Source organism: Microbacterium sp. NPDC058269, from assembly GCF_042881445.1.
Lineage (GTDB): Bacteria > Actinomycetota > Actinomycetes > Actinomycetales > Microbacteriaceae > Microbacterium.
The window spans coordinates 1-24,616 of the sequence record NZ_JBHVXT010000001.1; the positions used below are offsets into that span (position 1 = coordinate 1).

At 67.9% G+C, this 24,616-nt stretch carries 28 protein-coding genes; 13 read left to right on the forward strand and 15 right to left on the reverse strand.

Features of this window, described 5'->3' with window-relative positions:
• From ACFVWL_RS00005 to ACFVWL_RS00020, 4 genes are all read right to left on the reverse strand, one after another.
• A partial coding sequence (locus ACFVWL_RS00005) for an ATP-binding cassette domain-containing protein (RefSeq protein WP_387177155.1) occupies positions 1-282 on the reverse strand: 282 nt, incomplete at its 3' end.
• Positions 279-1,256 carry an ABC transporter permease gene (locus tag ACFVWL_RS00010; RefSeq protein ID WP_387177156.1) on the reverse strand — a complete coding sequence of 326 codons (978 nt, stop codon included), beginning with the start codon at positions 1,254-1,256 and terminating at the stop codon, positions 279-281. The genes ACFVWL_RS00005 and ACFVWL_RS00010, both read right to left, overlap by 4 nt.
• Entirely contained in the window at positions 1,249-2,244 is a 996-nt protein-coding gene (locus ACFVWL_RS00015) for an ABC transporter permease (protein WP_028503850.1), read from the reverse strand. Before ACFVWL_RS00015 ends, ACFVWL_RS00010 begins: the two co-directional genes overlap by 8 nt.
• A 40-nt stretch (positions 2,245-2,284) precedes the next feature.
• The gene (locus tag ACFVWL_RS00020) at positions 2,285-3,973 is read right to left on the reverse strand and encodes an ABC transporter substrate-binding protein (RefSeq protein WP_387177157.1); all 1,689 of its coding nucleotides are present in this window, start codon (positions 3,971-3,973) and stop codon (positions 2,285-2,287) included.
• Positions 3,974-4,242: 269 nt separating this feature from the next.
• On the opposite strand from ACFVWL_RS00020, the gene ACFVWL_RS00025 reads away from it, so the two are divergent.
• Genes ACFVWL_RS00025 through ACFVWL_RS00055 form a run of 7 tightly spaced genes read left to right on the forward strand, consistent with a single transcriptional unit; the run spans position 4,243 to position 11,613 of the window.
• Positions 4,243-4,959, forward strand: coding sequence for an NUDIX domain-containing protein (locus tag ACFVWL_RS00025; RefSeq protein WP_387177158.1), 717 nt, complete (start codon positions 4,243-4,245; stop codon positions 4,957-4,959).
• Positions 4,956-6,293 carry a quinolinate synthase NadA gene (gene nadA / locus ACFVWL_RS00030; RefSeq protein WP_387177159.1) on the forward strand — a complete coding sequence of 446 codons (1,338 nt, stop codon included), beginning with the start codon at positions 4,956-4,958 and terminating at the stop codon, positions 6,291-6,293. Before ACFVWL_RS00025 ends, nadA begins: the two co-directional genes overlap by 4 nt.
• A complete protein-coding gene (nadB, locus tag ACFVWL_RS00035) occupies positions 6,290-7,813 on the forward strand; it encodes an L-aspartate oxidase (protein WP_387177160.1) in 1,524 nt (507 codons plus the stop codon). Before nadA ends, nadB begins: the two co-directional genes overlap by 4 nt.
• The gene (gene nadC, locus ACFVWL_RS00040) at positions 7,813-8,664 is read left to right on the forward strand and encodes a carboxylating nicotinate-nucleotide diphosphorylase (RefSeq protein WP_387177161.1); all 852 of its coding nucleotides are present in this window, start codon (positions 7,813-7,815) and stop codon (positions 8,662-8,664) included. The genes nadB and nadC overlap by 1 nt, the downstream gene beginning before the upstream one ends.
• A gap of 35 nt (positions 8,665-8,699) precedes the next feature.
• Positions 8,700-9,836 (forward strand): cysteine desulfurase family protein, encoded by a 1,137-nt coding sequence (locus ACFVWL_RS00045; RefSeq protein ID WP_387180867.1) that lies wholly within the window; start codon positions 8,700-8,702, stop codon positions 9,834-9,836.
• 22 nt (positions 9,837-9,858) lie between these two features.
• Positions 9,859-10,806, forward strand: a complete 948-nt coding sequence (locus ACFVWL_RS00050) for a glycosyltransferase family 2 protein (protein WP_387177162.1) — start codon at positions 9,859-9,861, stop codon at positions 10,804-10,806.
• Between the two features lie 33 nt (positions 10,807-10,839).
• On the forward strand, positions 10,840-11,613 hold the full coding sequence (locus ACFVWL_RS00055; protein WP_387177163.1) for an SDR family NAD(P)-dependent oxidoreductase: 774 nt from the start codon (positions 10,840-10,842) through the stop codon (positions 11,611-11,613).
• Between the two features lie 13 nt (positions 11,614-11,626).
• Here the strand turns inward: ACFVWL_RS00055 and ACFVWL_RS00060 are convergent, their stop codons facing one another.
• On the reverse strand, positions 11,627-13,684 hold the full coding sequence (locus ACFVWL_RS00060; protein WP_387180870.1) for an ABC transporter ATP-binding protein: 2,058 nt from the start codon (positions 13,682-13,684) through the stop codon (positions 11,627-11,629).
• Between the two features lie 164 nt (positions 13,685-13,848).
• Between ACFVWL_RS00060 and ACFVWL_RS00065 the strand changes: the two genes are divergently transcribed.
• Positions 13,849-15,327: an MDR family MFS transporter gene (locus ACFVWL_RS00065; RefSeq protein ID WP_387177164.1), complete on the forward strand. Its 1,479-nt coding sequence runs from the start codon at positions 13,849-13,851 to the stop codon at positions 15,325-15,327.
• Between the two features lie 34 nt (positions 15,328-15,361).
• On the opposite strand, the gene ACFVWL_RS00070 is transcribed toward ACFVWL_RS00065, so the two are convergent.
• Complete coding sequence (locus ACFVWL_RS00070; protein ID WP_387177165.1) at positions 15,362-15,508, reverse strand: hypothetical protein; 147 nt, start codon at positions 15,506-15,508, stop codon at positions 15,362-15,364.
• 106 nt (positions 15,509-15,614) lie between these two features.
• On the opposite strand from ACFVWL_RS00070, the gene ACFVWL_RS00075 reads away from it, so the two are divergent.
• A complete protein-coding gene (locus ACFVWL_RS00075) occupies positions 15,615-16,208 on the forward strand; it encodes a 1-acyl-sn-glycerol-3-phosphate acyltransferase (RefSeq protein ID WP_387177166.1) in 594 nt (197 codons plus the stop codon).
• A gap of 25 nt (positions 16,209-16,233) precedes the next feature.
• Here the strand turns inward: ACFVWL_RS00075 and ACFVWL_RS00080 are convergent, their stop codons facing one another.
• The gene (locus ACFVWL_RS00080) at positions 16,234-16,437 is read right to left on the reverse strand and encodes a hypothetical protein (protein ID WP_387177167.1); all 204 of its coding nucleotides are present in this window, start codon (positions 16,435-16,437) and stop codon (positions 16,234-16,236) included.
• Positions 16,438-16,506: 69 nt separating this feature from the next.
• Between ACFVWL_RS00080 and ACFVWL_RS00085 the strand changes: the two genes are divergently transcribed.
• The gene (locus ACFVWL_RS00085; RefSeq protein WP_387177168.1) at positions 16,507-17,034 is read left to right on the forward strand and encodes a DUF6328 family protein; all 528 of its coding nucleotides are present in this window, start codon (positions 16,507-16,509) and stop codon (positions 17,032-17,034) included.
• A gap of 26 nt (positions 17,035-17,060) precedes the next feature.
• Here the strand turns inward: ACFVWL_RS00085 and ACFVWL_RS00090 are convergent, their stop codons facing one another.
• Positions 17,061-17,606, reverse strand: a complete 546-nt coding sequence (locus ACFVWL_RS00090; protein ID WP_387177169.1) for a Dps family protein — start codon at positions 17,604-17,606, stop codon at positions 17,061-17,063.
• 91 nt (positions 17,607-17,697) lie between these two features.
• Here ACFVWL_RS00090 and ACFVWL_RS00095 point away from each other — a divergent pair, with 91 nt between their 5' ends.
• From ACFVWL_RS00095 to ACFVWL_RS00105, 3 genes are all read left to right on the forward strand, one after another.
• A complete protein-coding gene (locus ACFVWL_RS00095; protein ID WP_387177170.1) occupies positions 17,698-18,207 on the forward strand; it encodes a GNAT family N-acetyltransferase in 510 nt (169 codons plus the stop codon).
• Between the two features lie 107 nt (positions 18,208-18,314).
• Positions 18,315-18,614 carry a Fe-S cluster assembly protein HesB gene (locus ACFVWL_RS00100; RefSeq protein WP_387177171.1) on the forward strand — a complete coding sequence of 100 codons (300 nt, stop codon included), beginning with the start codon at positions 18,315-18,317 and terminating at the stop codon, positions 18,612-18,614.
• A gap of 107 nt (positions 18,615-18,721) precedes the next feature.
• Positions 18,722-19,066 carry a LysR family transcriptional regulator gene (locus tag ACFVWL_RS00105; RefSeq protein WP_387177172.1) on the forward strand — a complete coding sequence of 115 codons (345 nt, stop codon included), beginning with the start codon at positions 18,722-18,724 and terminating at the stop codon, positions 19,064-19,066.
• 4 nt (positions 19,067-19,070) lie between these two features.
• Here ACFVWL_RS00105 and ACFVWL_RS00110 read toward each other — a convergent pair whose 3' ends face one another.
• The 7 genes from ACFVWL_RS00110 to ACFVWL_RS00140 form a co-directional block, all read right to left on the reverse strand.
• The gene (locus ACFVWL_RS00110; protein ID WP_387177173.1) at positions 19,071-19,646 is read right to left on the reverse strand and encodes an alpha/beta fold hydrolase; all 576 of its coding nucleotides are present in this window, start codon (positions 19,644-19,646) and stop codon (positions 19,071-19,073) included.
• Between the two features lie 5 nt (positions 19,647-19,651).
• The gene (locus ACFVWL_RS00115) at positions 19,652-20,119 is read right to left on the reverse strand and encodes a hypothetical protein (RefSeq protein WP_387177174.1); all 468 of its coding nucleotides are present in this window, start codon (positions 20,117-20,119) and stop codon (positions 19,652-19,654) included.
• A gap of 70 nt (positions 20,120-20,189) precedes the next feature.
• Positions 20,190-20,711 (reverse strand): hypothetical protein, encoded by a 522-nt coding sequence (locus tag ACFVWL_RS00120; protein WP_387177175.1) that lies wholly within the window; start codon positions 20,709-20,711, stop codon positions 20,190-20,192.
• Between the two features lie 60 nt (positions 20,712-20,771).
• Positions 20,772-21,098 carry a DUF4190 domain-containing protein gene (locus tag ACFVWL_RS00125; RefSeq protein WP_387177176.1) on the reverse strand — a complete coding sequence of 109 codons (327 nt, stop codon included), beginning with the start codon at positions 21,096-21,098 and terminating at the stop codon, positions 20,772-20,774.
• Positions 21,099-21,187: 89 nt separating this feature from the next.
• Positions 21,188-21,742 (reverse strand): GNAT family N-acetyltransferase, encoded by a 555-nt coding sequence (locus ACFVWL_RS00130; RefSeq protein ID WP_387177177.1) that lies wholly within the window; start codon positions 21,740-21,742, stop codon positions 21,188-21,190.
• The gene (locus tag ACFVWL_RS00135) at positions 21,739-23,400 is read right to left on the reverse strand and encodes an ABC-F family ATP-binding cassette domain-containing protein (protein ID WP_387177178.1); all 1,662 of its coding nucleotides are present in this window, start codon (positions 23,398-23,400) and stop codon (positions 21,739-21,741) included. Before ACFVWL_RS00135 ends, ACFVWL_RS00130 begins: the two co-directional genes overlap by 4 nt.
• A 40-nt stretch (positions 23,401-23,440) precedes the next feature.
• The gene (locus ACFVWL_RS00140) at positions 23,441-24,457 is read right to left on the reverse strand and encodes a hypothetical protein (RefSeq protein ID WP_387177179.1); all 1,017 of its coding nucleotides are present in this window, start codon (positions 24,455-24,457) and stop codon (positions 23,441-23,443) included.
• Positions 24,458-24,616 lie beyond the last annotated feature (159 nt).

Consider the following 24,616-nt stretch of genomic DNA (forward strand, 5'->3'; position numbering starts at 1 on the left):
CCACCGGAACGCCCTGAGGCCTTCCCCGTCCAGGCCGACGATGTCGATGTCATGACCATCCCGGTCATGGAACACGATCTCCCCACCCGTCATCAGGGCCGGCGCCTTCAACAACCGATTCATCCCATACGCGAGGGTCGTCTTCCCGCACCCCGACTCTCCGGCGAGCCCGAGAATCTCGCCGCGATTCAGCGTCAGCGACACATCCCGCACGGCTTTGACCGGCGGATCCACCTCATACTCGATCGACACATTCCGCGCCGTCAACACCGGCTCACTCATGCGGTGACTCCCTTGGTCTTGGCAGCCTTGCGCACACGGCGCGCGGCTTCGGGCGCATTGCGCAGCTTCGGGTTGATGACTTCGTCGATGGCGAAGTTGATGAGCGACAGACCGGCGCCGAGGAGCGCGATCATGAGCCCCGGCGGGACGAACCACCACCAGGCTCCGCGCCCGAGCGCCTGCCCCGACTGCGCGTCGTTGAGGATCGAGCCCCAGGTGATCGACGAGTTGGGTCCGAGGCCGAGGTACGAGAGCCCCGCCTCGCCGAGGATCGCGAAGATGATCGCGAAGAGGAACTGCGCCGCGAGCAGCGGCAGCAGGTTCGGCATGATCTCGACGAGGATCACCCGGAACGACCGCTCCCCCGCGACCTTCGAGGCATACACGTAGTCACGGGTGCGGAGCGACCGCGTCTGGAGCCGGAGGACGTAGGCGGCCCCGGCCCAGGACGTGATGCCGAGCACGAAGGCGACGAGCTGCCAGCTGCGCTGCGGGACGAACGAGGCGATCACCATGACGAGCGGCAGACCCGGGATCACGATCATCACGTTGGTGAGAAGCGCGAGGCCGTCTTCACGCCACCCACCCAGGTACCCGGCGAGCACGCCGAACAGGAGGGAGAGGATGATCGCGATGCTGCCGGCTGTGACGCCGATGAGCAAGGAGCCCTGGGCTCCGATCGCCAGCTGAGCGAACATGTCGTTGCCGAGCTTGGTGGTCCCCAACCAGTGCTCCGCGGACGGCGGCTGAAGTGCCGGGTTGGCGGTGCTGCGCGGATCCTGCGAGAAGATCGGCGCGATGATCGCGAACAGCACGATCGCCACCACGATGCACGCACCGACGATGAACTTGGGAGAGGTGCTGGGCAGGATGCGACGACGCTTGCGTCCCTGCTGCGTGGCCAGCGAGATCGTGCTCGCGGGGGCGGTGATGGGCGGCTCTTGAGTCAGAAGCGGGTTCTTCGTGTCAGACATTCTGGCGAGCCCTCGGGTCGATGAAGCCATAGACGAGGTCCATGATGAAGTTGGCGGCGAGCACCGTCAGGGTGATGACGAGGAAGAGTCCCTGCATCAGCGCGTAGTCGTTGTTGGTCACGGCCTGGAACATCAGCTTGCCGATGCCGGGGTACGTGAACACCTGCTCCATCACGATGGAGCCGGCGACGACGAACCCGAGCGTGATCGAGAAGCCCGCGATGGAGGGGATCGCCGCGTTGCGGGCCGCATACGTGGTGAGCACCCGACGCGGACGCAGGCCTTTCGCCTCCGCGGTGAGCACGTAGTCCTCGGCGAGCGTGGAGACCATCATGTTGCGCATGCCGAACATCCAGCCACCGACCGAGCTGATCACGATCGTGACGGCCGGGAGGATCGCGTGGGCGACGGCATCGCTGAAGAACGCCCAGGTCGGCTCGGGGCCGTCCGGGAAGTCGAAGACGTCGTAGCCGCCGAAGATCGGGAACCACCCCAGCCCGACCGCGAACACGGCGACCAGGATCAGCGCCATCCAGAAGTACGGGATCGACTGCAGCACGGTGGTCGCGGGGATCAGGTGATCGACCCAGGTGCCGCGCTTCCACCCGGCCCAGGCGCCGAGAACGACACCGAGGACGAAGGAGATGACGGTCGCGGTCCCGACGAGGATGAGCGTCCACGGCAAGGCTCCCGCGATGAGTTCCGTCACCGGGGTGGGGAACTTCGTGACCGAGACACCGAGGTCGCCCTGGAACATGCGGCCCCAGTAGGAGAGGTACTGCTCCCAGAGTGAGGAGTCGTCACCGCCGAGCAGGAGCTTGATGTTGCGGATGGCGGTCTCGGAGACCTCACCGCCGGCCCGCTGCATCTTGGCGATCATGATGTCGGCCGGGTTCCCCGGCATGAGCCGGGGAAGAAGGAAGTTGATGGAGATCGCGGCCCAGAGCGTGAACGCGTAGAACCCGATTCTTCGTGCATAGAACTTCATGTCACTGTTTTCCTGACTTCCTTCTTCCCCGACTCCTTTACTACTTGACCGGCTGCAGCTGCGTCAGGACGTAGCCTGCCGCGATCGCACCCCAGGACGGCGGGAAGGCGTAGAGGTCCTCCTCGGTCGGCCAGCCCGTGTAGTCCTTCGTGTTGTAGAAGGTCTGGGTCGCGTTGATGACGAGCGGGATGTAGGGCAGGTCACGGACGATCTCGGTCTGGATCGTGCCGTACAGCTCCTTCTTCGTGGCCTCGTCGTTCGTGCTGACCGCGGCCTGGATCGCTGTGTCCACGACCGGGTTGCTGTACCGGCTGAAGTTCCAGCGGCCTGCCGGGACCTCGGTGCCGACGGGGCTCGTCGACTCGACGGCGGTGCCGCCGAACCAGTCACGGTAGATCTGGAACGGGTCGGCGACGGACGTGCCGATCACCCCACCCATGATCAGCTGGAAGTCACCGCCCTGACGGGAGTCGGAGAATTCCTGCCACTGCACGGTCGACGCGGTGATCTTGATGCCGGCTGCCTCGGCCTGCTCGGCGATCAGTTTCGCGGCGTCATTGTAGTCGGTCCAGCCATCGACCGAGGTGAGCGTGATCTCGAGCGGCACGCCGCCCTTCTCGTAGATACCGCTGGAGCCCTTGGTGTAGCCGGCGGCCTCGAGGATCGAACCCGCCTCGGCGACGTTCGCCTCCTGCGGGCTGACCTCGTTGGCGGGGTCGGCGACCCACTTCTCGTCGCGCGGAAGAAGGGCGAACGTCGGCGAGATGTCGCCGGTGAGGCCGACGAACGCCTTGTCCTTGATGGTGGCGCGGTCGATCGCGACGTTGAGCGCCTGACGCACGGCCACGTCGGTCTGCGGACCGGTGCAGCCGAGCTCGGCGTTCGAGCAGGTGTAGAGCACCGTCGGGTCCTGCGGCGTGTTGATCCACTCGATCGCGCCGTTGCCGGTCACGTCATCCGGGTTCGGGATGAACATGCCCGTCCAGTCGAGCTTGCCTGCGGCGAGCAGGTCCTGCGCGGTCTGGTTGTTGTCGACGGCGATGTACTGGACCTTCTTGACACCGAGCTCGTCGGCATCGCGGAAGTTCTCGTTCGCGACGAGGGTGTAGGACTCGCTCGTGGTCTTGTCGACGACGTAGGCGCCGGATCCGACCGGGTCTTCATTCGTGAAGTTCGCGAAGTCGGTGACATCCGCCCAGACGTGCTCCGGGAGGATGTAGGTCGAGCCGAGACGCTGGAACTCCGTCGTGTACTGGGCGGTGGTGTACGTCAGCACGACGGTGGTGTCGTCGGTGGCCTCGGCGGAGACCAGACCGTTGCCCTCGGGGTTGTTGGCCTCGTAGTTGAAGGAGAAAGCAACGTCCTTCGCGGTGAGCGGCTTGCCGTCGCTCCACTTGAGGTCGGGCTTGATGGTGATCGTGATCGCCGTGCCGTCCTCGTTGTACTCGAACGAGTCGCCGATCAGGCCGACCGGCTCGGAGTCCGCCGTCTTGTTGTAGAAGAACAGGGGCTCGTAGATCGGTCCGAGCGCGCCGTGGAGCACGGTCGGTGCGAACGGGTTGTAGTTCGCGGCGATCGGGGTCTGGCTGCCGGCCCAGACACGCAGGGCCCGGTCGCCATCGGCGTTGCCGCTGTCGCTGCCGCCGCCACAGGCCGTGAGGCCCAGGGCGAGGACGGATGCTCCGGCAATCGCGGTGAGCGCAATCTTGCGCCTTCCGTTTCGGATCATTTCTCTTGTTTCCTCTCGGTGCTGCACTGCAGGAGGGATCGCTCCGGATGGAGCAGAACCCCGGAGGTGGGGTTCGTGGGCCCGGGGAGGCAGCCGGTCGGCCACTCCCGAAGGGGTTTGTTAGGACAGTAACCTAACAAACCCCGACCCGACGAACAAGACTCCCCGCGTCCACCAGATAACGTTTCGGACTCGACCGGGATCGTCGTCATCCGCGCGCACTAAGGGTGGAGGTGACACTAAGATCGATCCGAGAGGTTAAGGTGCCCATGACTCAAAGCAGGGACATCCGGGTCGCCGTCTCGACGGTCATCCTGACGTTGCGGCGGACCGACGAAGGACGCGCGGTGCTCGCGCTGCCGCTCGTCCTGCGCACCCGCGAGCCGTTCGCCGATCAGTGGGCCCTCCCCGGCGGCTGGCTCACATCGACCGAATCGCCCGTCGACGCCTCCGCGCGCACCCTCGCCGAGACGACCGGTCTCGCCCCCAGTTACCTGGAGCAGCTCTACGCCTTCGGTGCCGTCGACCGCTCCCCCACCCGGGTCGTGTCGATCGTGTACTGGGCGCTGCTGCGTCAGGACGAGGTGACGGCGCAGAGCGCGGCGCACCGCGCGTCGGGCCACTCCCCCGAGAACGTGAGGTGGTTCGACGTCGACGAGCTGCCACAGCTCGCGTTCGACCACACCGAGATCGTCGAGTACGCGCTGTGGCGGCTGCGCAACAAGGTCGGGTACAGCCGCGTCGCGCAAGGCTTCCTTCCCGCGGAGTTCACGCTCGCCGAGCTGCGGGAGGCCTACGAGTCGATCCTCGGCCGCACCCTCGACCCCGCCAATTTCCGTCGCCAGGTGGAAGCGGCGGGCAATCTGCTCCCCACCGACCGGTTCCGCACCGGAAGTCACCGACCAGCCCGCTTGTACCGCGACAACACCGACGTCGAGCTGGCCGACCGCGGCCCTCTCGGTCCCGAAGAAACGAGCACCCGATGAGCATCACCTTCGTACCCGCTCCCGCCGTTCCGCCGATGGACGCCTCGGTCGACCACGCGATCCAGGCCATCGTCAGCGGGGCGTCGACCGACGCCACATGCGCCACCGACCTCGCGGCCGGCCCATGGGATTTCGACGCACGACCGGGATACGGCCCCGGCTCGTCGATGGGCGACGTGATCCCGACCGGCGCCCCGCGACAGGGCGAGCTGCCCGCCGCGTACCGCGACGCGTCGGAGGACGAGCTCGACAGGAGGATCCGCGCCGCGAAGGCCACCCTCGGCGATCGGGTCGTGATCCTCGGCCACTTCTACCAGCGCGAAGAGGTCGTGCAGCACGCTGACTACGTGGGCGACTCCTTCCAGCTCGCGACAGCGGCCAGGGGGCGCGCAGATGCCGAGGCGATCGTGTTCTGCGGTGTGCACTTCATGGCCGAGACCGCCGACCTGCTTTCCATGCCCGACCAGGCGGTGATCCTGCCCAACCTCGCTGCCGGATGCTCGATGGCGGATATGGCCGACATCGACCAGGTCGAGGACTGCTGGGAGCAGCTCGAAGACGTGCTCGGCGACCTCGACGCCGTCGATGCCGACGGCCGTGTACCGGTAATCCCCGTGACCTACATGAATTCCTCTGCCGCGATCAAGGGCTTCGTCGGACGGCACGGCGGGATCGTCTGCACCTCGTCCAACGCCCAGACCGTGCTCGAGTGGGCCTTCGAGCGTGGACGTCGCGTGTTGTTCTTCCCCGACCAGCACCTGGGTCGCAACACCGCCAAGGCGATGGGGGTGCCCCTCGAGCAGATGCCGATGTGGAACCCGCGGCGAGCGCTCGGCGGGTCTTCCGCAGCCGAGCTTGTGGACTCCCGAGTGATCCTGTGGCACGGGTTCTGCTCGGTGCACCGCCGCTTCACGGTGGGTCAGATCGACCAGGCGCGCGCCGAGCACCCCGGTGTGCGCGTGATCGTGCACCCCGAGTGCCCGATGGAGGTCGTCGACGCGGCAGACGAGGCGGGCTCGACCGAGTACATCCGCCGCGCGATCGACACGGCGACCGAACCGACCACCTTCGCGATCGGCACCGAGATCAACCTCGTGCGGCGACTGGCGGCGCAGTATCCGCAGCACGAGATCTTCTGCCTCGACCCGGTGGTGTGCCCGTGCTCCACGATGTACCGCATCCACCCGGGCTACCTCGCCTGGGTGTTGGAGGAGCTCGTGGCCGGTCGCACCCCGAACCGGATCACCGTCTCCGACGACGTCGCCGATCCCGCGCGTGTGGCGCTGGAGCGGATGCTCGCGGCGAAGCCCCCGGTGGTCGCGGGCGCGCGATGAACGTCGTGATCGTCGGATCGGGCATCGCGGGACTCACCGCGGCGCTGCACGCGCACGAGGCCGGCCACGAGGTGACGATCGTCACCAAGGGTGACCTCGGAGACGGGTGCACCGGGTTCGCTCAGGGCGGCGTCGCCGGGATCTACACCCACGACGACTCGGCTGCCGCACACGCCGCCGACACGCTGGACGCCGGTGCGGGACTGTCCGACCCGAGCGCGGTACAGGTGCTGGTCGCCGACGGTGCCGCCCGGATCGCCGAGCTCATCGCACGCGGCGTCGGCTTCGACCGTTCGGCTGATGGTTCGCTGCAGCTCGGTCGTGAGGCCGCGCACCGCCACGCCCACATCGTGCATGCGGGCGGCGACGCGACCGGAGCGGCGATCTCCGCCGCGCTCATCGCCGCCGTGCGACGCACGGGCATCGGCGTCATCGAGCACGCGTTCCTGATCGACCTCGTGAGGGGTGCGAGCGCCGTGCGCGGCATCCGCGTTCTTCGCGACAGTGTGGCCTCCGACATCGCCGCCGACGCCGTGATCCTCGCCACCGGGGGTGCCGGTCACCTCTACGCGCACACGACCAACCCGAGGGGGACGACGGGTGACGGCATCGCCGCCGCGATGCGGGCGGGAGCCGCGGTCGCGGACCTGGAGTTCGTCCAGTTCCATCCGACGATCCTGGCGACGGGCCCCGCGTTCCTCATCTCCGAGGCGGTGCGCGGTGAGGGCGCGACGCTGCTCGACGACCAGGGCCGCCGGTTCGCGTTCGACAGCCACCCCGACGGCGAGCTCGCACCGCGCGATGTCGTGTCGCGAGCGATCGCGCGCCGGGCCGCGGCTCAGGGCGCACCGATCAGGCTCGACGCGACGATGCTCGGAGCCGAGGTCCTCGCGCGACGGTTCCCGACGATCGACCGTGTGACGAGGGAACGCGGGTTCGACTGGGCGCGCGAACCGATCCCCGTGACCCCGGCAGCGCATTACCTGATGGGTGGCGTGGTCACCGACCTCCACGGTCGTACGACGATCCCCGGCCTCTTCGCCGTGGGCGAGGTCGCTCGCACAGGCGTGCACGGAGCCAATCGACTGGCATCGAACTCCCTGCTCGAGGGCGCGGTATTCGGAGCCCGTGCGGCTGCGGCACTGACGAGTTCCTCGGCGGCCGTCGCACAGGAAGCCTCGTCTGCTGATCTTCGTCCGGATGCGGACGACTGGCCCACCGCTCCCGTCTTCACCCGCGCCGCACTGCAGCAGCTCATGTGGGATGACGTCGGACTGCTGCGCAGGGGTGAGGGCCTCGCGCACGCCCTCGCCACGCTGCGGACGTGGTCTGCAGCGAACGCGGCGCCGAGGACGGTGGCCGCGCATGAGGACGCGAACCTGCTGCTCCTCGCCGAGGCGACGGCCGCGGCGGCACTGGCCCGCACGGCGTCCGTCGGCGCCCATCACCGTGTCGATGCGCTCCCACCGGAAACCCCTGCGCCCTCGCACACCCCGTCATCGATCCTGGAGGCCGTCTGATGCTGACCACCGCCACTCTGCACCGCGTCGTCGGCGCCGCCCTCGAAGAAGACGCCCCCTGGGGCGATCTCACCAGCACCACTCTTCTCCCCGCCGACGCGACAGCCACCGCCGATCTCGTGGCTCGCGAGGCCGGAATCTTCAGCGGCGGCGAGGTCTTCGCCGCCGCATTCCGGCTCACCGACGCGTCTCTCGACGTCGACCTGCACGTCGGCGACGGTGACGAGTTCTCGGCGGGTGATGTCCTCGCCTCGGTCTCGGGCTCGGCCCGCAGCGTGCTCACGGCGGAGCGGGTCGCCCTGAACTTCACGCAGCGGATGAGCGGTATCGCCACTCTGACCGCTGCCTACGTGGCGGCGATCGACGATTCGGACGCCCGCATCGCCGATACCCGCAAGACCACTCCGGGCCTGCGCGCGTTCGAACGGCACGCCGTCGAATCGGGTGGAGGCCGCAACCACCGGTACTCGCTGTCCGACGCCGTGATGGCCAAGGACAACCACCTCGCGGTGCTGAAACGCTCCGGCCTCGACCTCGCGACCGCACTGCGCGAGGCACTGTCACGGCTTCCGCACACGACCCACGTCGTCGTCGAGGTCGACCGTGTCGACCAGATCGATGCTGTGCTCGACGGTGGCGCCCACACCGTACTGCTCGACAACTTCTCGCTGGACGACCTGCGCGCGGGCGTGGCCCTGATCGGTGACCGCGCCATCGTCGAAGCCTCCGGCGGAGTGAACCTCGACACGGTCGGCGACATCGCCCGCACCGGAGTGGATGTCATCTCGGTTGGGGCGCTGACGCACTCTGCGCGCGCCCTCGACCTGGGCCTGGACCTGCGGATCGACTGAGCGCGAAGCCCTCCCCGGACATGCACCAGCTCGACATGCTCTACCTCGATCACGCCGCGACCTCCCCCGTACGGCCGGAGGTGCTCGAGGCGATGCGCCCCTACCTCACCGGGGTGTTCGGCAACCCGTCGAGTCACCACACGGCAGGCGAGGCTGCGGCGAGGGCTCTCGATGACGCCCGTGCGCGAGTGGCCCGGGCGCTCGGAATGCGGACGAGCGACGTCGTGTTCACCGGTGGAGGCACCGAGGCGAACAACCTCGCGGTGAAGGGCATCGTGCTGGCCGCTCTCGAGGCCGGGCGGCGCCGTCTGGTGACCTCGCCGATCGAGCACGAGTCGATCCTCGAATCCGCCGAATATCTGCGGCGCTTCCATGCCGTCGAGGTGACGGTGCTGCCGGTCGACTCGCGAGGACGGATAGCACCCGACGACCTGGCGTCGGCGATCGGTGACGACACCGCGCTCGTGTCGATCGGTCACGCGAACAACGAGATCGGCACGGTCCAGGATGTGGCGGCGCTCGCATCCGTCACGAGGGCGGCCCGAGTGCCCCTGCACCTCGATGCCGTGCAGTCGACGGGTTGGCTTCCGCTGCGCGATCTCGGCGGGGATGCGGTGTCGATCGCCGGGCACAAGCTCGGTGCCCCCAAGGGCATCGGCGCGCTGGCCGTGCGGGGGCGCGTGCCCGTCGAGCCGTTGCTGCACGGCGGCGGCCAGGAGCGAGGTCGACGCTCGGGCACCGAGAACGTCGCCGGCGCCGTGGCGCTCGCCACGGCCCTCGACCTCGCGGAGCGGGAGCGCGATGTCGTCGCGGCGCGCGTCGGCACGGCGACGACCCACTTCATCTCCCGGGTACTCGCGGGCGTCCCCGAAGCACGCCTCACCGGCGATGCCGTGCACCGTCTGCCCGGAACGGCGAGCTTCACGTTCGTCGGCACCAGCGGGGAAGCGGTGCTGCTCGAGTTGGAGCGTCGCGGAGTCATCTCCTCGAGCGGGTCGGCGTGCGCGGCAGGCAGCGATGAGCCCTCGCATGTGCTGCTCGCCTGCGGTGTGCCACCGGAGGTGGCGCAGACCTCGGTGCGTTTCAGCTTCGGTCGGGAGCCGCTGCCGGCGGATGCTCCCGAACGACTGGCAGCACTCGTCGCAGAGTCGGTGCGCGCGGCCCGGGGCTGATGCCCGGCCATAGAATCGGCACGTGACTGCCTCCGCCCCGATCGTGACGCTGATCGTCCCCGGACGTGACATCGCCGCCTTCGCACCGGCTGCACTCGACTCCCTGCGCGCGCAGAGCGAGCAACGATGGCGGGCGATCCTCATCGACGACGGCTCGACGGATGACACGGGAGCGGTATTCGACGCCGCTGCGGCCGATGATCGCCGGTTCACGACCATCCGCCACGCGGCCTCCCGCGGTCTCGGCGCAGCGCGCAACGTCGGCCTCGCGCAGGTCGACACCCCGTACCTCGGCTTCCTCGACGGCGACGACGAGCTGCTGCCGAACGCCCTCGCCCGCTTGACGGGGACGCTCGAGCACACCGGCAGCGACTTCGTCGCCGGCGCCTACGTGCGCTCGCGACCCCAGGGCGGCGGTTACGTCGCCGGTCGCGTCCAGCCCTGGGTAGCCGCATCGACCTCGCCGGAGCGGCTCGGCACCACGCTCGCCGCGCACCCGCAGGCGGTGTCGAACATCGTCGCCTGGTCGAAGCTGAGTCGCACGCCCTTCTGGAATGATCTCCGCTTCCCCGAAGACGTCGCGTACGAGGACCAGGTGGTCGCCCAGCTGATGTACACCCGGGCCCGGGCCTTCGACGTGATCCCCGACGTGGTCGTCCGCTGGCGGCTCCGGGCGGATGGGACCTCGATCACCCAGGGCAAGGCGCAACTGCCGGTGCTGCGGGACTATCTCGCTGCCCTGCGGGGCGGCATCCGGGTGCTCCACGAGGCCGGGGCACGCGCCTCGGTGACCGCACGAATCGAACTGATCCTCGCGATGGACCTCGCCTCTCTTCTCGAGATCGCCGGCAGCCACCCCGACCCGACATACGCGGCCGAGGTCGAGACCTTCATCGCCGAGCTGCGAGCGCTTCCCGAATTCGCCGATGCCATGCCCGACCCCGCCACCGCCGCCGCGCTCGCGTGGTGAAGCCCGACCTCCGAACCCCAGACCGGTGAACGCATGAACGACTACCTCTCCTCGCTCTTCTCGCTCGACGGCCGCACCGCGGTGGTGACCGGCGGCAGCTCCGGTATCGGCCGCGGCATCGCCACCGCCCTCGCCCGTGCCGGTGCGGCGACGGTCGTCGTCGCACGCGGAGAGGACCGTATCCGATCGACCGTCGACGAGCTGCGCGCGCACGGGTGCCGCACAGCCGGGGTGGTGGGTGACCTCAGCACACGAGAAGGGATCCACGCCGTCGCCGACGCCGCCGCCGAGCCGTTCGGCGTCCCCGACATCCTCGTCAACTCGGCAGGCATCAACATCCGCCCGCCGTTCCCGGAGATCACCGAAGACGATTGGGACGCGACGATGACGGTCAACGCCCTCGCGCCGTTCCTGCTCGGTCAGCGCTATGCGCAGGGCATGGCTGCCCGCGGATACGGCCGGATCATCCACATCAGCTCTCAGCAGGCCCACCGCGCCTTCGTCGGCAGCGGGATCTACGGCGCATCGAAGGGCGCGGTGGAATCGCTCATGCGCTCAGAGGCCGAAGCCTGGGGCAGCACGGGTGTCACGAGCAACACACTCGTCCCGGGGTTCGTGCTCACCCCGTTGAACGCGCGTCTGCAGCAGGACCCGGAGAAGGTCGCGGAGCTCGCAGCCCGCACCATGATCGGGCGCAACGGACTGCCGAGCGATTTCGCCGCCGCAGCAGTGTTCCTCGCCGGGGCGGGCTCGGCCTACGTCACCGGTCACTCGCTGTTCGTCGACGGCGGGCTGTCGGTGCACTGAAGCCCGTCACGGCTCAAGGCTCCGCCGGGTAGATCCGCTCGTCCGGGCGAGGTTCGGCGAGCAGCGGCACGGCAGCCGTGATGGCCGAGACGGCGTCCGCACCCGCGGAGTCGACAGGGGCCTTGTCGGCACGCCGCTCGGCGAGGGGCGCCACCGCACCGCCGGTCACCGCTTCCTCGACCGCGGCCTCGGTGTCGAGCACGCGCGAGGCCGCCACCTGCTCGGCCGCGAGCTCGGCATAGAGTCCGCCGAGCGCGAGGAGCTCGGCGTGGGTGCCCGACTCGACGATGCGACCCGCCTCGAGCACATGGATCACGTCCGCGCCCATCACCGTCGAGAGCCGGTGGGCGATGGACAGCGTCGTGCGCCCCTTCGCGGCCTCGTCGAGCGCCTCCTGCACGACGCGCTCCGACACGGTGTCGAGAGCGGACGTGGCCTCGTCGAGCAGGAGCACCGGCGGATCTTTCAGTAGCACGCGGGCGATCGCGATGCGCTGCTTCTCGCCACCGGAGAGCCGGTACCCGCGCTCCCCCACCACGGTGTCGTAGCCCTGTTCGAAGCCGGCGATGATGTGGTGGATGTTCGCCGCGGTGCATGCAGCGATCAACTCGTCCTCGGTCGCGTCCGGCTTCGCGTACCGCAGGTTCTCGCGGATCGTGGCGTGGAACAGATAGGTCTCCTGCGACACGATGCCGACGTGGTCGATGATCGACTCCTGGGTGAGCGCGCGCACATCGGCGCCGGCGAACATCACGGCGCCGCCCTTCGCCTCGTACAGGCGCGGAGCCAGGTACAGGATCGTGGTCTTGCCCGCGCCCGACGGCCCGACGAAGGCGACGTGCTGGCCGGGTTCCGCGACGAACGACACCCCGTCCAGCGTCGGGCGGGCATCTGCGGAGGCATCCGGATAGCGGAAGACGACGTCGGCGAACTCGAGCCGCCCCCTGGGTCCCGGCGCCTCGTCGACCGTGATCGCGTCCGGCGCATCCTGGATCTCCGGCACGAGGTCGAGGTACTCGAAGATGCGGGCGAACAACGCCGACGACGTCTGCAGGTCGAGCGAGACGCGCATGAGCCCCATCAACGGCATGAGCAGTCGCGCCTGCACCGTGGTGAAGGCGACGACGGTTCCCGCGGTGATGGCGCCTGTGCCGCCGGCGATCAGGTAGCCCGACACGAGGTAGATGACCGCCGGCACACTGGCCATGAGCACCTGCACGACGGCGAAGAAGCCCTGACCGCTCATCGCCCGTCGCACCTGCAGGACCACCTGGTTGCGGTTCTCGGCCTGGTAGCGCTCGGACTCGGTGCGCTGTCGGTTGAACGCCTTCGACAGCAGCATTCCCGACACGCTCAGGGTCTCCTGGGTGATCGAGGTGAGTTCCGAGAGGGATTCCTGCGTCTCGCCCGCGATGCGCGCCCGGACCTGGCCGACCTTGCGTTGGACGAAGATCAGGAACGGCATCATGATCACGGCGATGAGCGTCAGCCGCCAGTCGATCAGGCTCATCGCGACGAGCGAGGCGATGACGGTCACGACGTTGCCCAGGATGCTGGTGACGGTGTTGGTCAGCACGCCGGAGACGCCGCCCACGTCGTTCTGCAGGCGCGACTGGATGACCCCCGTCTTGGTGCGGGTGAAGAATCCGAGCTCCATCGCCTGCAGGTGCTCGAACAGCTTCACGCGCAGGTCGCCGGTGACGCTGTTTCCGACGGTCGAGGTCAGCCACGTCTGGGCGACTCCCAGCACCGCGGAGATCAGGAACAGAGCGATCATCGCGGCGACCAGCCACGCGAGCAGTTCGAGGTGCGGGCCTCCCCCGGCGACGGGGAACAGCGCGTCGTCGAAGATGCGCTGCACGATCAGGGGCGGCACGACGGCGATCGCGGCTCCGACCACCACCAGGATGCCCGTGAAGAAGATGCGCCAGCGATACGCCCGGAACAGCGAGACCACCCGTGCGCCGAGGCCGCTGATCCGCGGCGCCTCGGCGTTCAGCCTCCGCTGCGCGTCTTCATCGACCCCACGGAAGCCACCACCCCGCGGGCCACCGCCCATGCCGCCGCCCATGCTCATGGCGCCAGCGTACTCACGCGCGAGGACATCGAGGCCCGTCCCTCCGCCGTCAGCGGATATCTGTGAATTCGGAATGAAATGTCCGCGGCTGCCGTTACGCTGAATGACTCTTGCGAACTCTCGCGATATCCACTTCTTCTTCGCCTTGGAGGCCGCCCATGTCTGCCGTCGATACCGGCTCCATCTCGACGACTCCCGCACCGTCAGGGGGCGAGATCTCCCGCAAGGACATGCGGGTGATCTGGCTGCTTCTGGTCGCCGCCTTCGTCGCCATCCTCAACGAGACCACGATGGGGATCGCGATCCCCCACCTCAACACCGACCTGGGCATCCCGCCCGAGCTCGGCCAGTGGCTCACCAGCGCCTTCATGCTGACCATGGCCGTGGTGATCCCCACGACCGGGTTCATCCTGCAGCGGTTCACCACGCGCCAGGTCTTCATCGCCGCGATGATCGCGTTCTCGCTCGGCACCCTCGTGGCGCTCGTCGCTCCCGGCTTCACCGTGCTGCTCGTCGGCCGCGTGATCCAGGCGGCCGGTACCGGCATCATGATGCCGCTGCTGATGACGACGATCATGAACGTGGTCCCGCCGCAGTCCCGTGGTCGCATGATGGGCCGCGTCGGCCTCGTGATCTCGCTCGCGCCCGCGATCGGGCCGACGCTCGCGGGCGCGGTGCTCGAACTCGCCAGTTGGCGTGCACTGTTCGGGATCATCCTCCCGATCTCGCTGATCGCCCTGTTCATGGGTGTGAAGTGGATGACCAACCTCGGCGAAACCCGCAAGGTGCCGCTCGATGTGCTCTCGATCCCGCTCGCCGCGCTCGGTTTCGGCGGCATCGTGTTCGGTCTCAGCCAGTTCGGCGGCGAGGGCGGATCCGGCGAGACCACCGGCATCATCTCGCTGGTCGTCGGCGCTCTCTCGCTCGGGCTGTTCGTCTGGCGTCAGCTCGTCCTGCAGCGCATCGACGACGCGCTGCTCGACCTGCGCGTCTTCCGCTCCAGCAACTTCACGCTGTCCGTGATCATCATGTCGATCCTGGCGCTCTCGATGTTCGGCACCCTGACTCTGCTTCCGCAGTACCTGCAGAACGTGGCCGGCCTCAACCCGCTCCAGTCAGGCCTGATCCTGCTTCCCGGCTCGCTGCTGATGGGTCTGCTCGGACCGATCATGGGGCGTGTCTACGATGCGCGCGGCACCCGCCCGCTGCTCATCCCCGGCACGATCCTGGTGTCGGCGTCGCTGTTCTTCTACTCGACCGTGGGTGAGCACACCGTGTGGTGGGTGCTCATCATCGTGCAGGCGGCCATGTCGGTGGGTCTGGCGATGTCGTTCACGCCGCTGTTCTCCGCCTCGCTCGGATCGCTTCAGCGCTCCCTGTACTCGCACGGCTCTGCGGTGCTGAACACACTGCAGCAGGTCGGCGGCGCTGCCGGTGTGGCGCTCCTGCTGGTGACGTACTCGTCGATCCTGCACGCCGGTGAGCAGGAAGGGCTGTCGACTGCAGTGGCTGGTGCACCCGGTGCACGCATGGCGTTCCTGATCGCGGCGATCATCTCGCTCGCGGCGGTGGCGCTCAGCCCGTTCGTCCGCAAGCCCGCCGACGATGCCGGCGAGGGCTTCCACGGAGGACACTGACCGCCCGTAGGCGGCCTGCGATGGCGTCTGCCTCTTACTCGCTCTTCGGTGCGGGGAACTGGCAGACGCCATTGCTGCAATAGCCGGCGGCATCGCCCTCGAGCAGGTTCAGGGAGTCCAGGAGCGGCTGCAGCCCGACGGGCGCTTCCTGCTGCACGGAGTCCTGCTGCGTGTTCTTCATCCCTCGATCGTACGCCTGCCAGGAGCGGGTGGCGTCGAACCCGCGCCGAACCTGCGAGCACCGCGTCGACAGCGGTTGGACAGCAGTTCTCCCCTACGGTTGATCCATGCTCAAACGACTCCTCGCCCGCATGTTCTGGGCGTTCAGCAGGTGGACGCTCGTGAGCGAGACTGCACCGACACGTCCCACTGTGCTCGTGGGGGCGCCCCACACGTCGAACTGGGACTTCGTCCTGATGCTCGCCATCGCCTGGCGGCTCGACATCGACGTGCACTGGCTCGGGAAGAAGAGCCTCTTCCACGGGTGGCGGGGTCCGATCATGCGGCGTCTCGGCGGCATCCCCGTCGACCGCGACGACCCGGCACGCGTGGTGAAGGATGTCGTGGGGCAGGTCCACGACGGCACCGTGTTCGGTCTGGTCGTCACTCCCGATGGAACCCGTGGGGGCAACGAGTACTGGAAGTCGGGCTTCTACCGGATCGCGAGAGAGACGGGCATGCCGGTGACCCTCGGGTTCGTCGATCGGACCACCATGACCACCGGTCTCGGTCCGACCATCGACCTGACCGGCGATGTCGCGGCCGACATGGACCGGATCCGCGCGTTCTACGCCGACAAGGCCGGCGTGCGTCCGGAGCGACGGACCGAGCCGCGGTTGCGCGAAGAAGGTGCCGACACGACCGAGCCCGACGCCGCATAGGCGCGGACCCCCAGGCGCAGGGGCGTCAGTTCTCCTGCTCGGTGTGCGCGCGAGCGTATTCGAGGTCGTCGTCACTGAGGGGCTCCACCATGCCGACCACAGCACCGGTGATCACACGGATCTCCTCCCGCACCGCTTCATCGAGATGCGGGGTGTCGCTGTCGAGCACGGCCCGGCGTCCGTCTTCCGAGAGCGCGGACCACCATTCGCGGATCGGGGGGAGCGTCATATTGCCTTCTTTCGTCCTGCGGGTGCAAGCGTCTGGACAGCACCGGAGCGCGGAATCCACACTGAGACCATGACATCAGACCCTTCGGGTGGTGAGCACGAGCTCGACGACCGTGCCGACGGACGAGACGAGACGGCGAACGAACGCGCGGATCGCAACTGGGACGAGCTGCTGCAGGAGCTGCGGGTCATGCAGACCGGCACGCAGATCCTGACCGGCTTCCTCCTGGCCGTCGCCTTCCAGCCGCGGTTCACCGACATGGACGAAGTCCAGCGTGATCTGTACGTCGTGCTCGTGGCTCTCGCGGCGGTGGCGACCATCCTCGCCCTCGCCCCGGTGGGGATGCATCGGGCACTGTTCGGACGCCGTCGCAAGCCCGATCTCGTCCGCATCGCCGCCCGGATCGTCCGCATCGACCTGATCGTGATCGGCGCCCTGACCATCGGCGTGACGACCCTGATCGTCGACTTCACGGTGAACCGCAGCGCGGGGATCGTCGCCCTCGTCGCAGCGCTCGTTCTCGTGGCGTCCCTGTGGGTGGCCTTGCCACGCATCATGCGCGGCAGACCCCTCAGCCGTGGAGCCGCCGCCGACTGACGGCGACTCCACGGACGCGAGGACGCTCAGCGTCCTGCCGGACTCCGGTTCTCCGCACTGACCATCCACGCGAACTGCTCGAGTCGCTCGATGATGGCGTGCAGGAGGTCGGCCGACGTCGGATCCTCGTCGTCGACGGCGTCGTGCACGTCGCGCACCGTTCCCACGGCAGCTTCGAGGCGCTCGGTGATCAGGTCGATGGTCTCCGTCGTCGACACCTCGCCGGCGGGGAACTCGGGAAGCGACGTGGTCTTCGCGATGGTCGCGCTGCGCCCGTCGGGGACGGCGTGCAGGGCGCGCATGCGCTCCGCGATCGTGTCGCTGAAGGTCCGCGCATCATCGATGATCTCGTCGAGCTGGCGATGGGTGTCGCGGAAGTTGCGTCCGACGACGTTCCAGTGCGCCTGCTTTCCCTGGATCGCGAGATCGAGCAGGTCGACGAGCACCGCCTGCAGGTTGTTCGCGAGCGTCGTCGAGGCGGTGAACCCCTTCTCCGCGTTCTGCTGCCTGGTCGTCTTCGCCGCGCCCTTGGTCGAGCCGCTGGACTTCTTGGTGGTTTTGCTTTCAGCCATGGTGTGACCTCCTGCCGGTGACGCTAGCTCGCACCGCGGACCCGGGCGAGGGGGTTGACACCGAGCGGATGCAACCCGGAATGTGACTCGAGTGACTGACGCAGACATCGTGAACCACGACCACCGCAGAACGCAGCCGGAGATCGTCATATCGCCGATCAGCGACGAGGATGCCGGCGAGGTATTGACCGTGCAGCGCGCGGCCTTCGTCTCGGAAGCGGCGATCTACGGGAGCGTCGACATGCCCCCTCTGACGCAGACGCTCTCCGAGCTGGAGGCGGAGCTGCGATCCGAGTCCGGCCTGACGGCGCGCATCGACGGGCGACTCGTCGGCGCGCTCCGCTACGTCGAGAAGGACGCTCTGCTGCTGATCGGCAGGATCGCGATCGCCCCCGACATGCAGGGCGAGGGTATCGGAAGGCTGCTGCTGGAGAGCGCCGAGAAGGCGTCGGGTGCGGATGTCGCCGAGCTGTTCACCGGAAGCCTGAGCGAGGCGAACATCCGCCTGTACACGTCATGCGGATATGAGGAGTACGAGCGCGTGCCCGACGGGGACGGCACCGAACAGGTGTTTCTGCGCAAGAACCTGCGAGGAGGGTAAGAGCCTCCTCCGAATCCGCGCAAGGGGGTTGAGACCATCTCCGAGGTCCGGCATCGTGGCCCGGACATGCCGCGACCGTGGCATGCCCCAACCGGAAGGAGAGTCTCGTGCTCACCCTCACCGACAACGCCTCCGCCATCGTGACGACCCTCGTCAGCCGTCAGACCGACGCCCCGGATGCCGGACTCCGCATCCACTCCACCGAGGCCCAGGGTCCGGAAGGCGGTGCACGCCTCGCCGTGCTCGTCGCCGCCGACCCCGAACCGCAGGACCAGGTCGTGGAAGTCGCCGGAACCCGGCTGTTCCTCGATGAGTCGGCTGTCGCTGCTCTCGACGACAAGATCCTCGATGCCGGCGTTGACGACGAAGGCTCCGTGTCGTTCGCCGTCACCCCTCAGGTCGCCTGACCGAAGAATTCCGGATGCCGCGGCCGACTCGGTCGCGGCATCCGTCTGTCCGCACCGCGTAACCTGGAGGGAGCTCGCACACCCGTGCGAACACTCGAAAGGCCACCGTGAAGATCTCTCTGCTCCGCCGGTTCGTCGTCCTCGCGGAGGAACTGCATTTCCCGCGTGCGGCGGAGAAGCTCGGCATCCCGCTGGCCTCGCTCTATACCTCGATCGACAAGATCGAGGAAGAAGTCGGGCACCCGGTCGTGCATCGTGAAGGACCGACCCGGCTCACCCCTGTCGGCGAACTCCTCCTGGTGGAGGCGAAGGCTGAGGTCGCTGCGGCTCCGGAGCCGGTTCGCAACGCGCCCGCCCCTGCCGGAGGCAAGGCCAAGGCATCGAAGGGCAAGGGCCGCACGCCCGCGGTGAAGGGGCAGCCGAAGCCCTACAAGAAGCGCCAGGGCCGTTAGGGAGTCAGTCCCAGTCGAGGTACTCCTCGATGACGACCGCTGTCTCGATCGGGTGCGTCATCGGGAACATGTGATCGGCTCCGTCGATGCTCTTCACGCTCGCACGTTCGGGCGCCGTGGACTGCAGCTGCTCTCCGTTGGAGAACGGAGCGTCGATATCCTTGGTGCCCTGGATGATCAGGACGGGCATTACGGGCGCGAGCGGGATGTCGTTCTCTTCGACGGCCAGCAGCGCCAGGCCGTTCACGCGATCGGCGTGGGCCATGGCGAAGGCCCGTGCGACGGTGCCGCCGAAGCCGTGGCCACCGATCCAGGTGTCGCCCAGACCGACGTGATCGATCAGGGCCAGCACATCCTCGACCCGCTGATCCAGCGAGACCTCTTCACGCTTGGTCTCGGCGCGGTGGCCGATCCGCAGCACGTGGAAGCCGGCCTCTTCGGCGAGGTAGTGCGCGACGACGCCGAGAACATCGGCGGCCACATCGCGTTCCTGGATGAGGACGAGCTTGACGGGACCGTCGCCCTCATCGACGAAGGGGATCGCGCGGCCGTCGGGCTCGAAGATCTGGGTGTCGGTCATCGGCGTCAATCTCCTCGTGCCGTCAGGGTCAGGAACTCCGGCGGAACGTCCACGGCGGACGCCAGCGACCGAACCGCGGCCGGAGCCGCCGTGTTCCAGCGTATCCCGACCTGGCGGTCAGCAAGACGTTCCGGCGGCGGCGTCGTCGAGACGCGACTCGGAGACAGCACGAGAGGAGAGACGATCGAGACGCCGGCGAGCGCGAGCGCCGCCCGGCGAGAGAAAGGGAGGGTGCCGCGCTTCACCCACAGGCGGATACTGAGCGCGAACATCACCAGGACGATGACGGCTGCGCACCCGATCACCACGATGGCCGATATCTCTCGGGGAACCGGGCCGCGCTTCGCTATTCCGAAGCTCGCTATGAGCATGATGACGGAGGCGACCGGCAGAGACCACTCCGCGAACTCGATGACCGGATCGCCGCGCCGGATGGGCGGTCGGTGGAGGGCCCGCCACTGTCGCCGGGACATCGCCGGATCGACGCCTGCGCCCTTTGTCGTTTCCGGACGGTCTCCCGGCTGGCCATCTCGTGGCACGGGCTCAGCGCGGGTCCGAGTGATCGCGCGGCGGCTTTTCCCCCGCGACGACGGAGAGTGCCGCGTAGTAGCGTCTGCCGACCTCCACCGTCGTGATCGCGCGCAACTTGTAGCCGAGGGGTGCGGGGTGCCACGTGCCGTCGGGGCGAACCTCGTGGAGATACACGAACCGACCGGTGATGGTGTCCAGGGCCCCGATCCACGTCGCGCGACGCTCCGACTCCTTTTGGATGCCCAGAAGGTGGTCGCTGCCACCCAATTCTCTGATCACACCCGCTGTCGTCTCGAGGTCGAGCTCAGGCGTGTAAGTAGGTGGCCACTCGGGAAGCGTCTTGGCGAATGCCACTGACACGGACTCGTCGTCGGTGATCTGCCTCGCATCCTGCACTCGGAAGGCGATCAGCCCGTCGAAGTAGCCGCCGTCGACAGTCTGCGCCATCAACGCCCATCTCGATCCGACCCGCAGCACGATGCCTTCAAGACGGTCGGCATGCTTCGGCTTCCGGTCGACTCTCACGAGCGTCATGGTGGTCATCGCGTGGCGCAGGCGAGCGCGCGCCTTCTTCGACTTCACAAGGCCCCCGGATCAGCGTCCCATGGGCAGGCCACTCATCGCCGAGAAGAACAGCGTGGCCCAGAGGATGAAGAAGAGCACGAAGAACACGGTGCCGATCGCTCCGATCACCAGCGCCCACCGGGCGAGACCGGCTCCCGACTCGGTGTTGCCAGGGGTCCGCAGCTGCCGCAGAGCGAAGACTCCGAGGATGATGCCCGCGACAGGCATGACGAATGCGGCGATGAAACCGATGAGCGCGAGCATATTGGTGCGCGGCGCAGTGGCGGGCGAGGTCATGAAGGCCTTCTGGTCGTAGAGGTCACCCGAGCGCGCGCGGCTCATGGCGAGGAGCTCCACGACGTCACCGTCCGGCGTCCTGAGCGATATTCTGGCGGGTTCCCGCAGTCATCCGCAACACGAAAAAGGATCTTCGGCCTGAGCGGCCGCTACCAGGCCCGCCCGCGAAGATCGATCGTGCCCTCGGGCCACCTGCGCGGTGGGGAGCCGAGCGCGAGTGTCAGGATCGGCGGCCCCGGAGGCTGCGTGGTGGGCTGACCGGCGCGATCGATCGAATGCTCCGCTGCGGAGACGCGGTGCCACCCGCACGACTCGTAGAAGGCGACCACCTCCTCGCGGCACCCGAGATACCCGAACTCGATGCCCCCGGCCTCCGTCATCGATGCGGCTGCGCGCTCCAAGAGCCGCGCACCGGCCCGCTGTCCTCGTGCGTGCGGAGAGATCAGAACCCCACCGACGCCCGCGATCACGGCCTCCGCCGCACCGACGCCGATCGTCCGCCGCGCCCAGCCGACGTGCCCCACCACGACATCGCCGAGTCGGGCGATGACGTGAAGGTCGTGGGACGCATAGCCGTAGGGCTGATCGGGATCCCACGCTCCGAACTCGGCGAAGTACTCGGCATCGAAATGCTCCCGCAGCCGCGCCAGGTCGTTCGCGGTCAGACGATCATGCGGAACGGTGTCGATGGAGAAGGTCGTCATACCTCGACGACCTGCCCGGCCTCCACCCGCCAGTGCCGGTCGGTCTGCACGGTGGCGAGCATCCGCCGATCGTGGGTGACCAGCAGCAGCGTTCCCTCGTAGGACTCGAGCGCCTGTTCGAGCTGCTCGATCGCAGGAAGGTCGAGGTGGTTGGTCGGCTCATCGAGCACGAGCAGGTTGATGCCGCGCGCCTGCAGCAGTGCCAGTCCTGCGCGTGTGCGCTCACCCGGCGAGAGCTCATCGACGGCGCGTGTCACATGATCCGCCTTGAGTCCGAACTTCGCCAGGAGTGTGCGGACCTCACCCGACGCCATCTCCGGAACAAGTTCCTCGAAGGCGACCGCGAGCGGCTGCGTGCCGACGAGCAGTGCACGGGCCTGATCGATCTCGCCGATCTGCACGCTCGCGCCGAGACTCGCTGTTCCCTCGTCGGGAAGCTGCCGCCCCAGCAGTCCGCGCAGCAGCGTCGACTTCCCCGCACCGTTGGGGCCGGTGATGCCGATCCGCTCCCCCGCGTTCACCTGGAGCGACACGGGCCCGAGCTGGAAGCTCCCCTGCCGGAACACGGCCGAGCTCAGCGTCGACACGACGGAGCTGGAGCGCGGCGCCGAGCCGATCGTGAACTCGAGCTGCCACTCCTTGCGCGGCTCCTCGACCTCTTCGAGTCGGGCGATCCTGCTCTCCATCTGACGCACCTTCTGCGCCTGCTTCTCACTCGACTCCGCCGATGCCTTGCGTTTGATCTTGTCGTTGTCCGGAGCCTTCTTCATCGCGTTGCGCACGCCCTGGCTCGACCACTCGCGCTGGGTTCGGGCACGAGCGACGAGGTCGGCTTTCTTGTCTGCGAACTCGTCGTACTTCTCGCGCTGGTGACGACGGACCGTGGCCCGCTCCTCCAGGTACGCGTCATAGCCACCGCCGAACACGCGGTTGCTGCCCTGCGCGAGGTCGAGTTCCAGCACGCGGGTCACGCAGCGGGCGAGGAACTCTCGGTCGTGGCTGACCACCACGACGCCGCCGCGGAGCCCCCGTACGAAGGCCTCGAGCCGTTCGATCCCGTCGAGGTCGAGGTCATTGGTGGGCTCGTCCAGCAACGCGATGTCGAAGCGCGAGAGCAGCAGCGCGGCAAGACCGACGCGGGCCGCCTGCCCACCCGAGAGCGACGTCATCATCGCTTCGGCCGGATCGTCGCCCAGGTCGAGTCCGAGATCGGCGAGCACCACCGGAAGCCGCTCGTCGAGGTCGGCGGCGCCGCTCGCCAGCCAGCGGTCCAGCGCGACGGAGTAGATGTCGGCCGGGTCTGTGCCAGGAGCAGCGAGGCTGGGGTCACCGAGTGCAACGGCGGCGACATCCATCTCTCTGGTCGCGGCCGTGCAGCCCGTGCGACGGCCGATGTAGTCGGCGACGCTCTCTCCGATGATGCGCTCGTGCTCCTGCGGAAGCCAGCCGACGAAGGCATCCGCCGGTGAGAGCCGGATCGTCCCGGCCTGCGGTTCGTCGACGCCGGCCAGCAGCTTCAGAAGGGTCGACTTCCCCGCCCCGTTCGCCCCGACGAGTCCGACGACGTCACCCGCCGTGACGGTCAGGTCGAGGGAGTCGAACAGGGTGCGGTGGCCGTACCCGCCGGCCAGCCCTTGGGCCACGAGTGTTGCGGTCATCCGTCAATCCTGTCACCCATGCGGGTGGTGCACGGACGCGTCAGCCGTCGAGGCGCTCGGCGAGCCATCCCTCCAACTGATTGGCATACGCGCGCGCTCGGTAGCGGCGAATGCGCGCCATATCCTCGACGTCGGTCGTCTCGTTCACCGCTCGATCGTTGCCTGCTTCGACGATCTCGACGACCTTCGCAAGCATGCCGTCCTGGAGGACACGCTTGAGATAGGCGTGATCGCCGGTGATACCACCGCCACGTTTCATGGACATCGCCCCCGCCGGCTGGAGGATCTGCAGGAACCTTCCCAGGTGCCGGTCATCAGTGACGAAGACGCATGGAACCTCGAACGCGCCGCGGAACTCGGGGAGAGAGGGCATCGTCGCGACTCGCGAATGCGTCAGGTCAAAGCTCGTGTTCCACAGTGCGTCGAGCGTGGAGGGGAGGTCCTTCTGCTCGCGCAGCTTCATGATGTTCAACGCCATCTCACGCCCCGTGTTATTGCCTGCCAGCAGCAGCACGCCCAGCAACACCTCTCGTGACCCACGGGCGAACAGCTCCTCGGCGAACCCGGTGAGGACACGGAACCCGGACTCGGGACTCCTCCCCTGCAAGTACAACTGATACGCCTTCAGCATCACGGCGTAGGACGGAATGAGGAGATTCTCTCGAACGATCTCGAATTCCTCTGTGCCTATCTCGCTCGGATGTTCAGCGTCCCCAGGAACAGGGTCGGGTAGAGCCTCACCTTCGAGCCACGCTGTGATCCGTGAGCGGTCACCGGCGAGCAGCTCCTGCGCGTTCTCGCTCCGGCGCCGATAGTTCGACACGTCTTGCAGCCCCGCCCGCCGCATGACCCCCTCGCCTGCACCGAGGCCGGGCAGGACCCGTGCGTCAGCATCGAGACGGCGGACAAGATCCGCCATTCGCCGATTCACCACCCCATCGGCGTACTCCGTGCCCTTACGCGCGATGGTATCCAGGTGCGCCGTCACGTTCGCATCCAGGAGGAGAGTCCTGATGGGGCCCTCGTATCGGGCGGGAAAGTACTGGTAGGTGGGCATCTGTCGTCCTCTCGTCCTCGTCGACGACGCTATCGTGACGGTGCGGGCGAGCACGGATTCGCGTGCGCAGTGACAGGTGCGTCAGTCCGAAGCTTCCCCGCCGAACTCAGTTGTTGAAGCGGAACTCCACGACGTTGCGCTACAGATAGGCATTGGCTC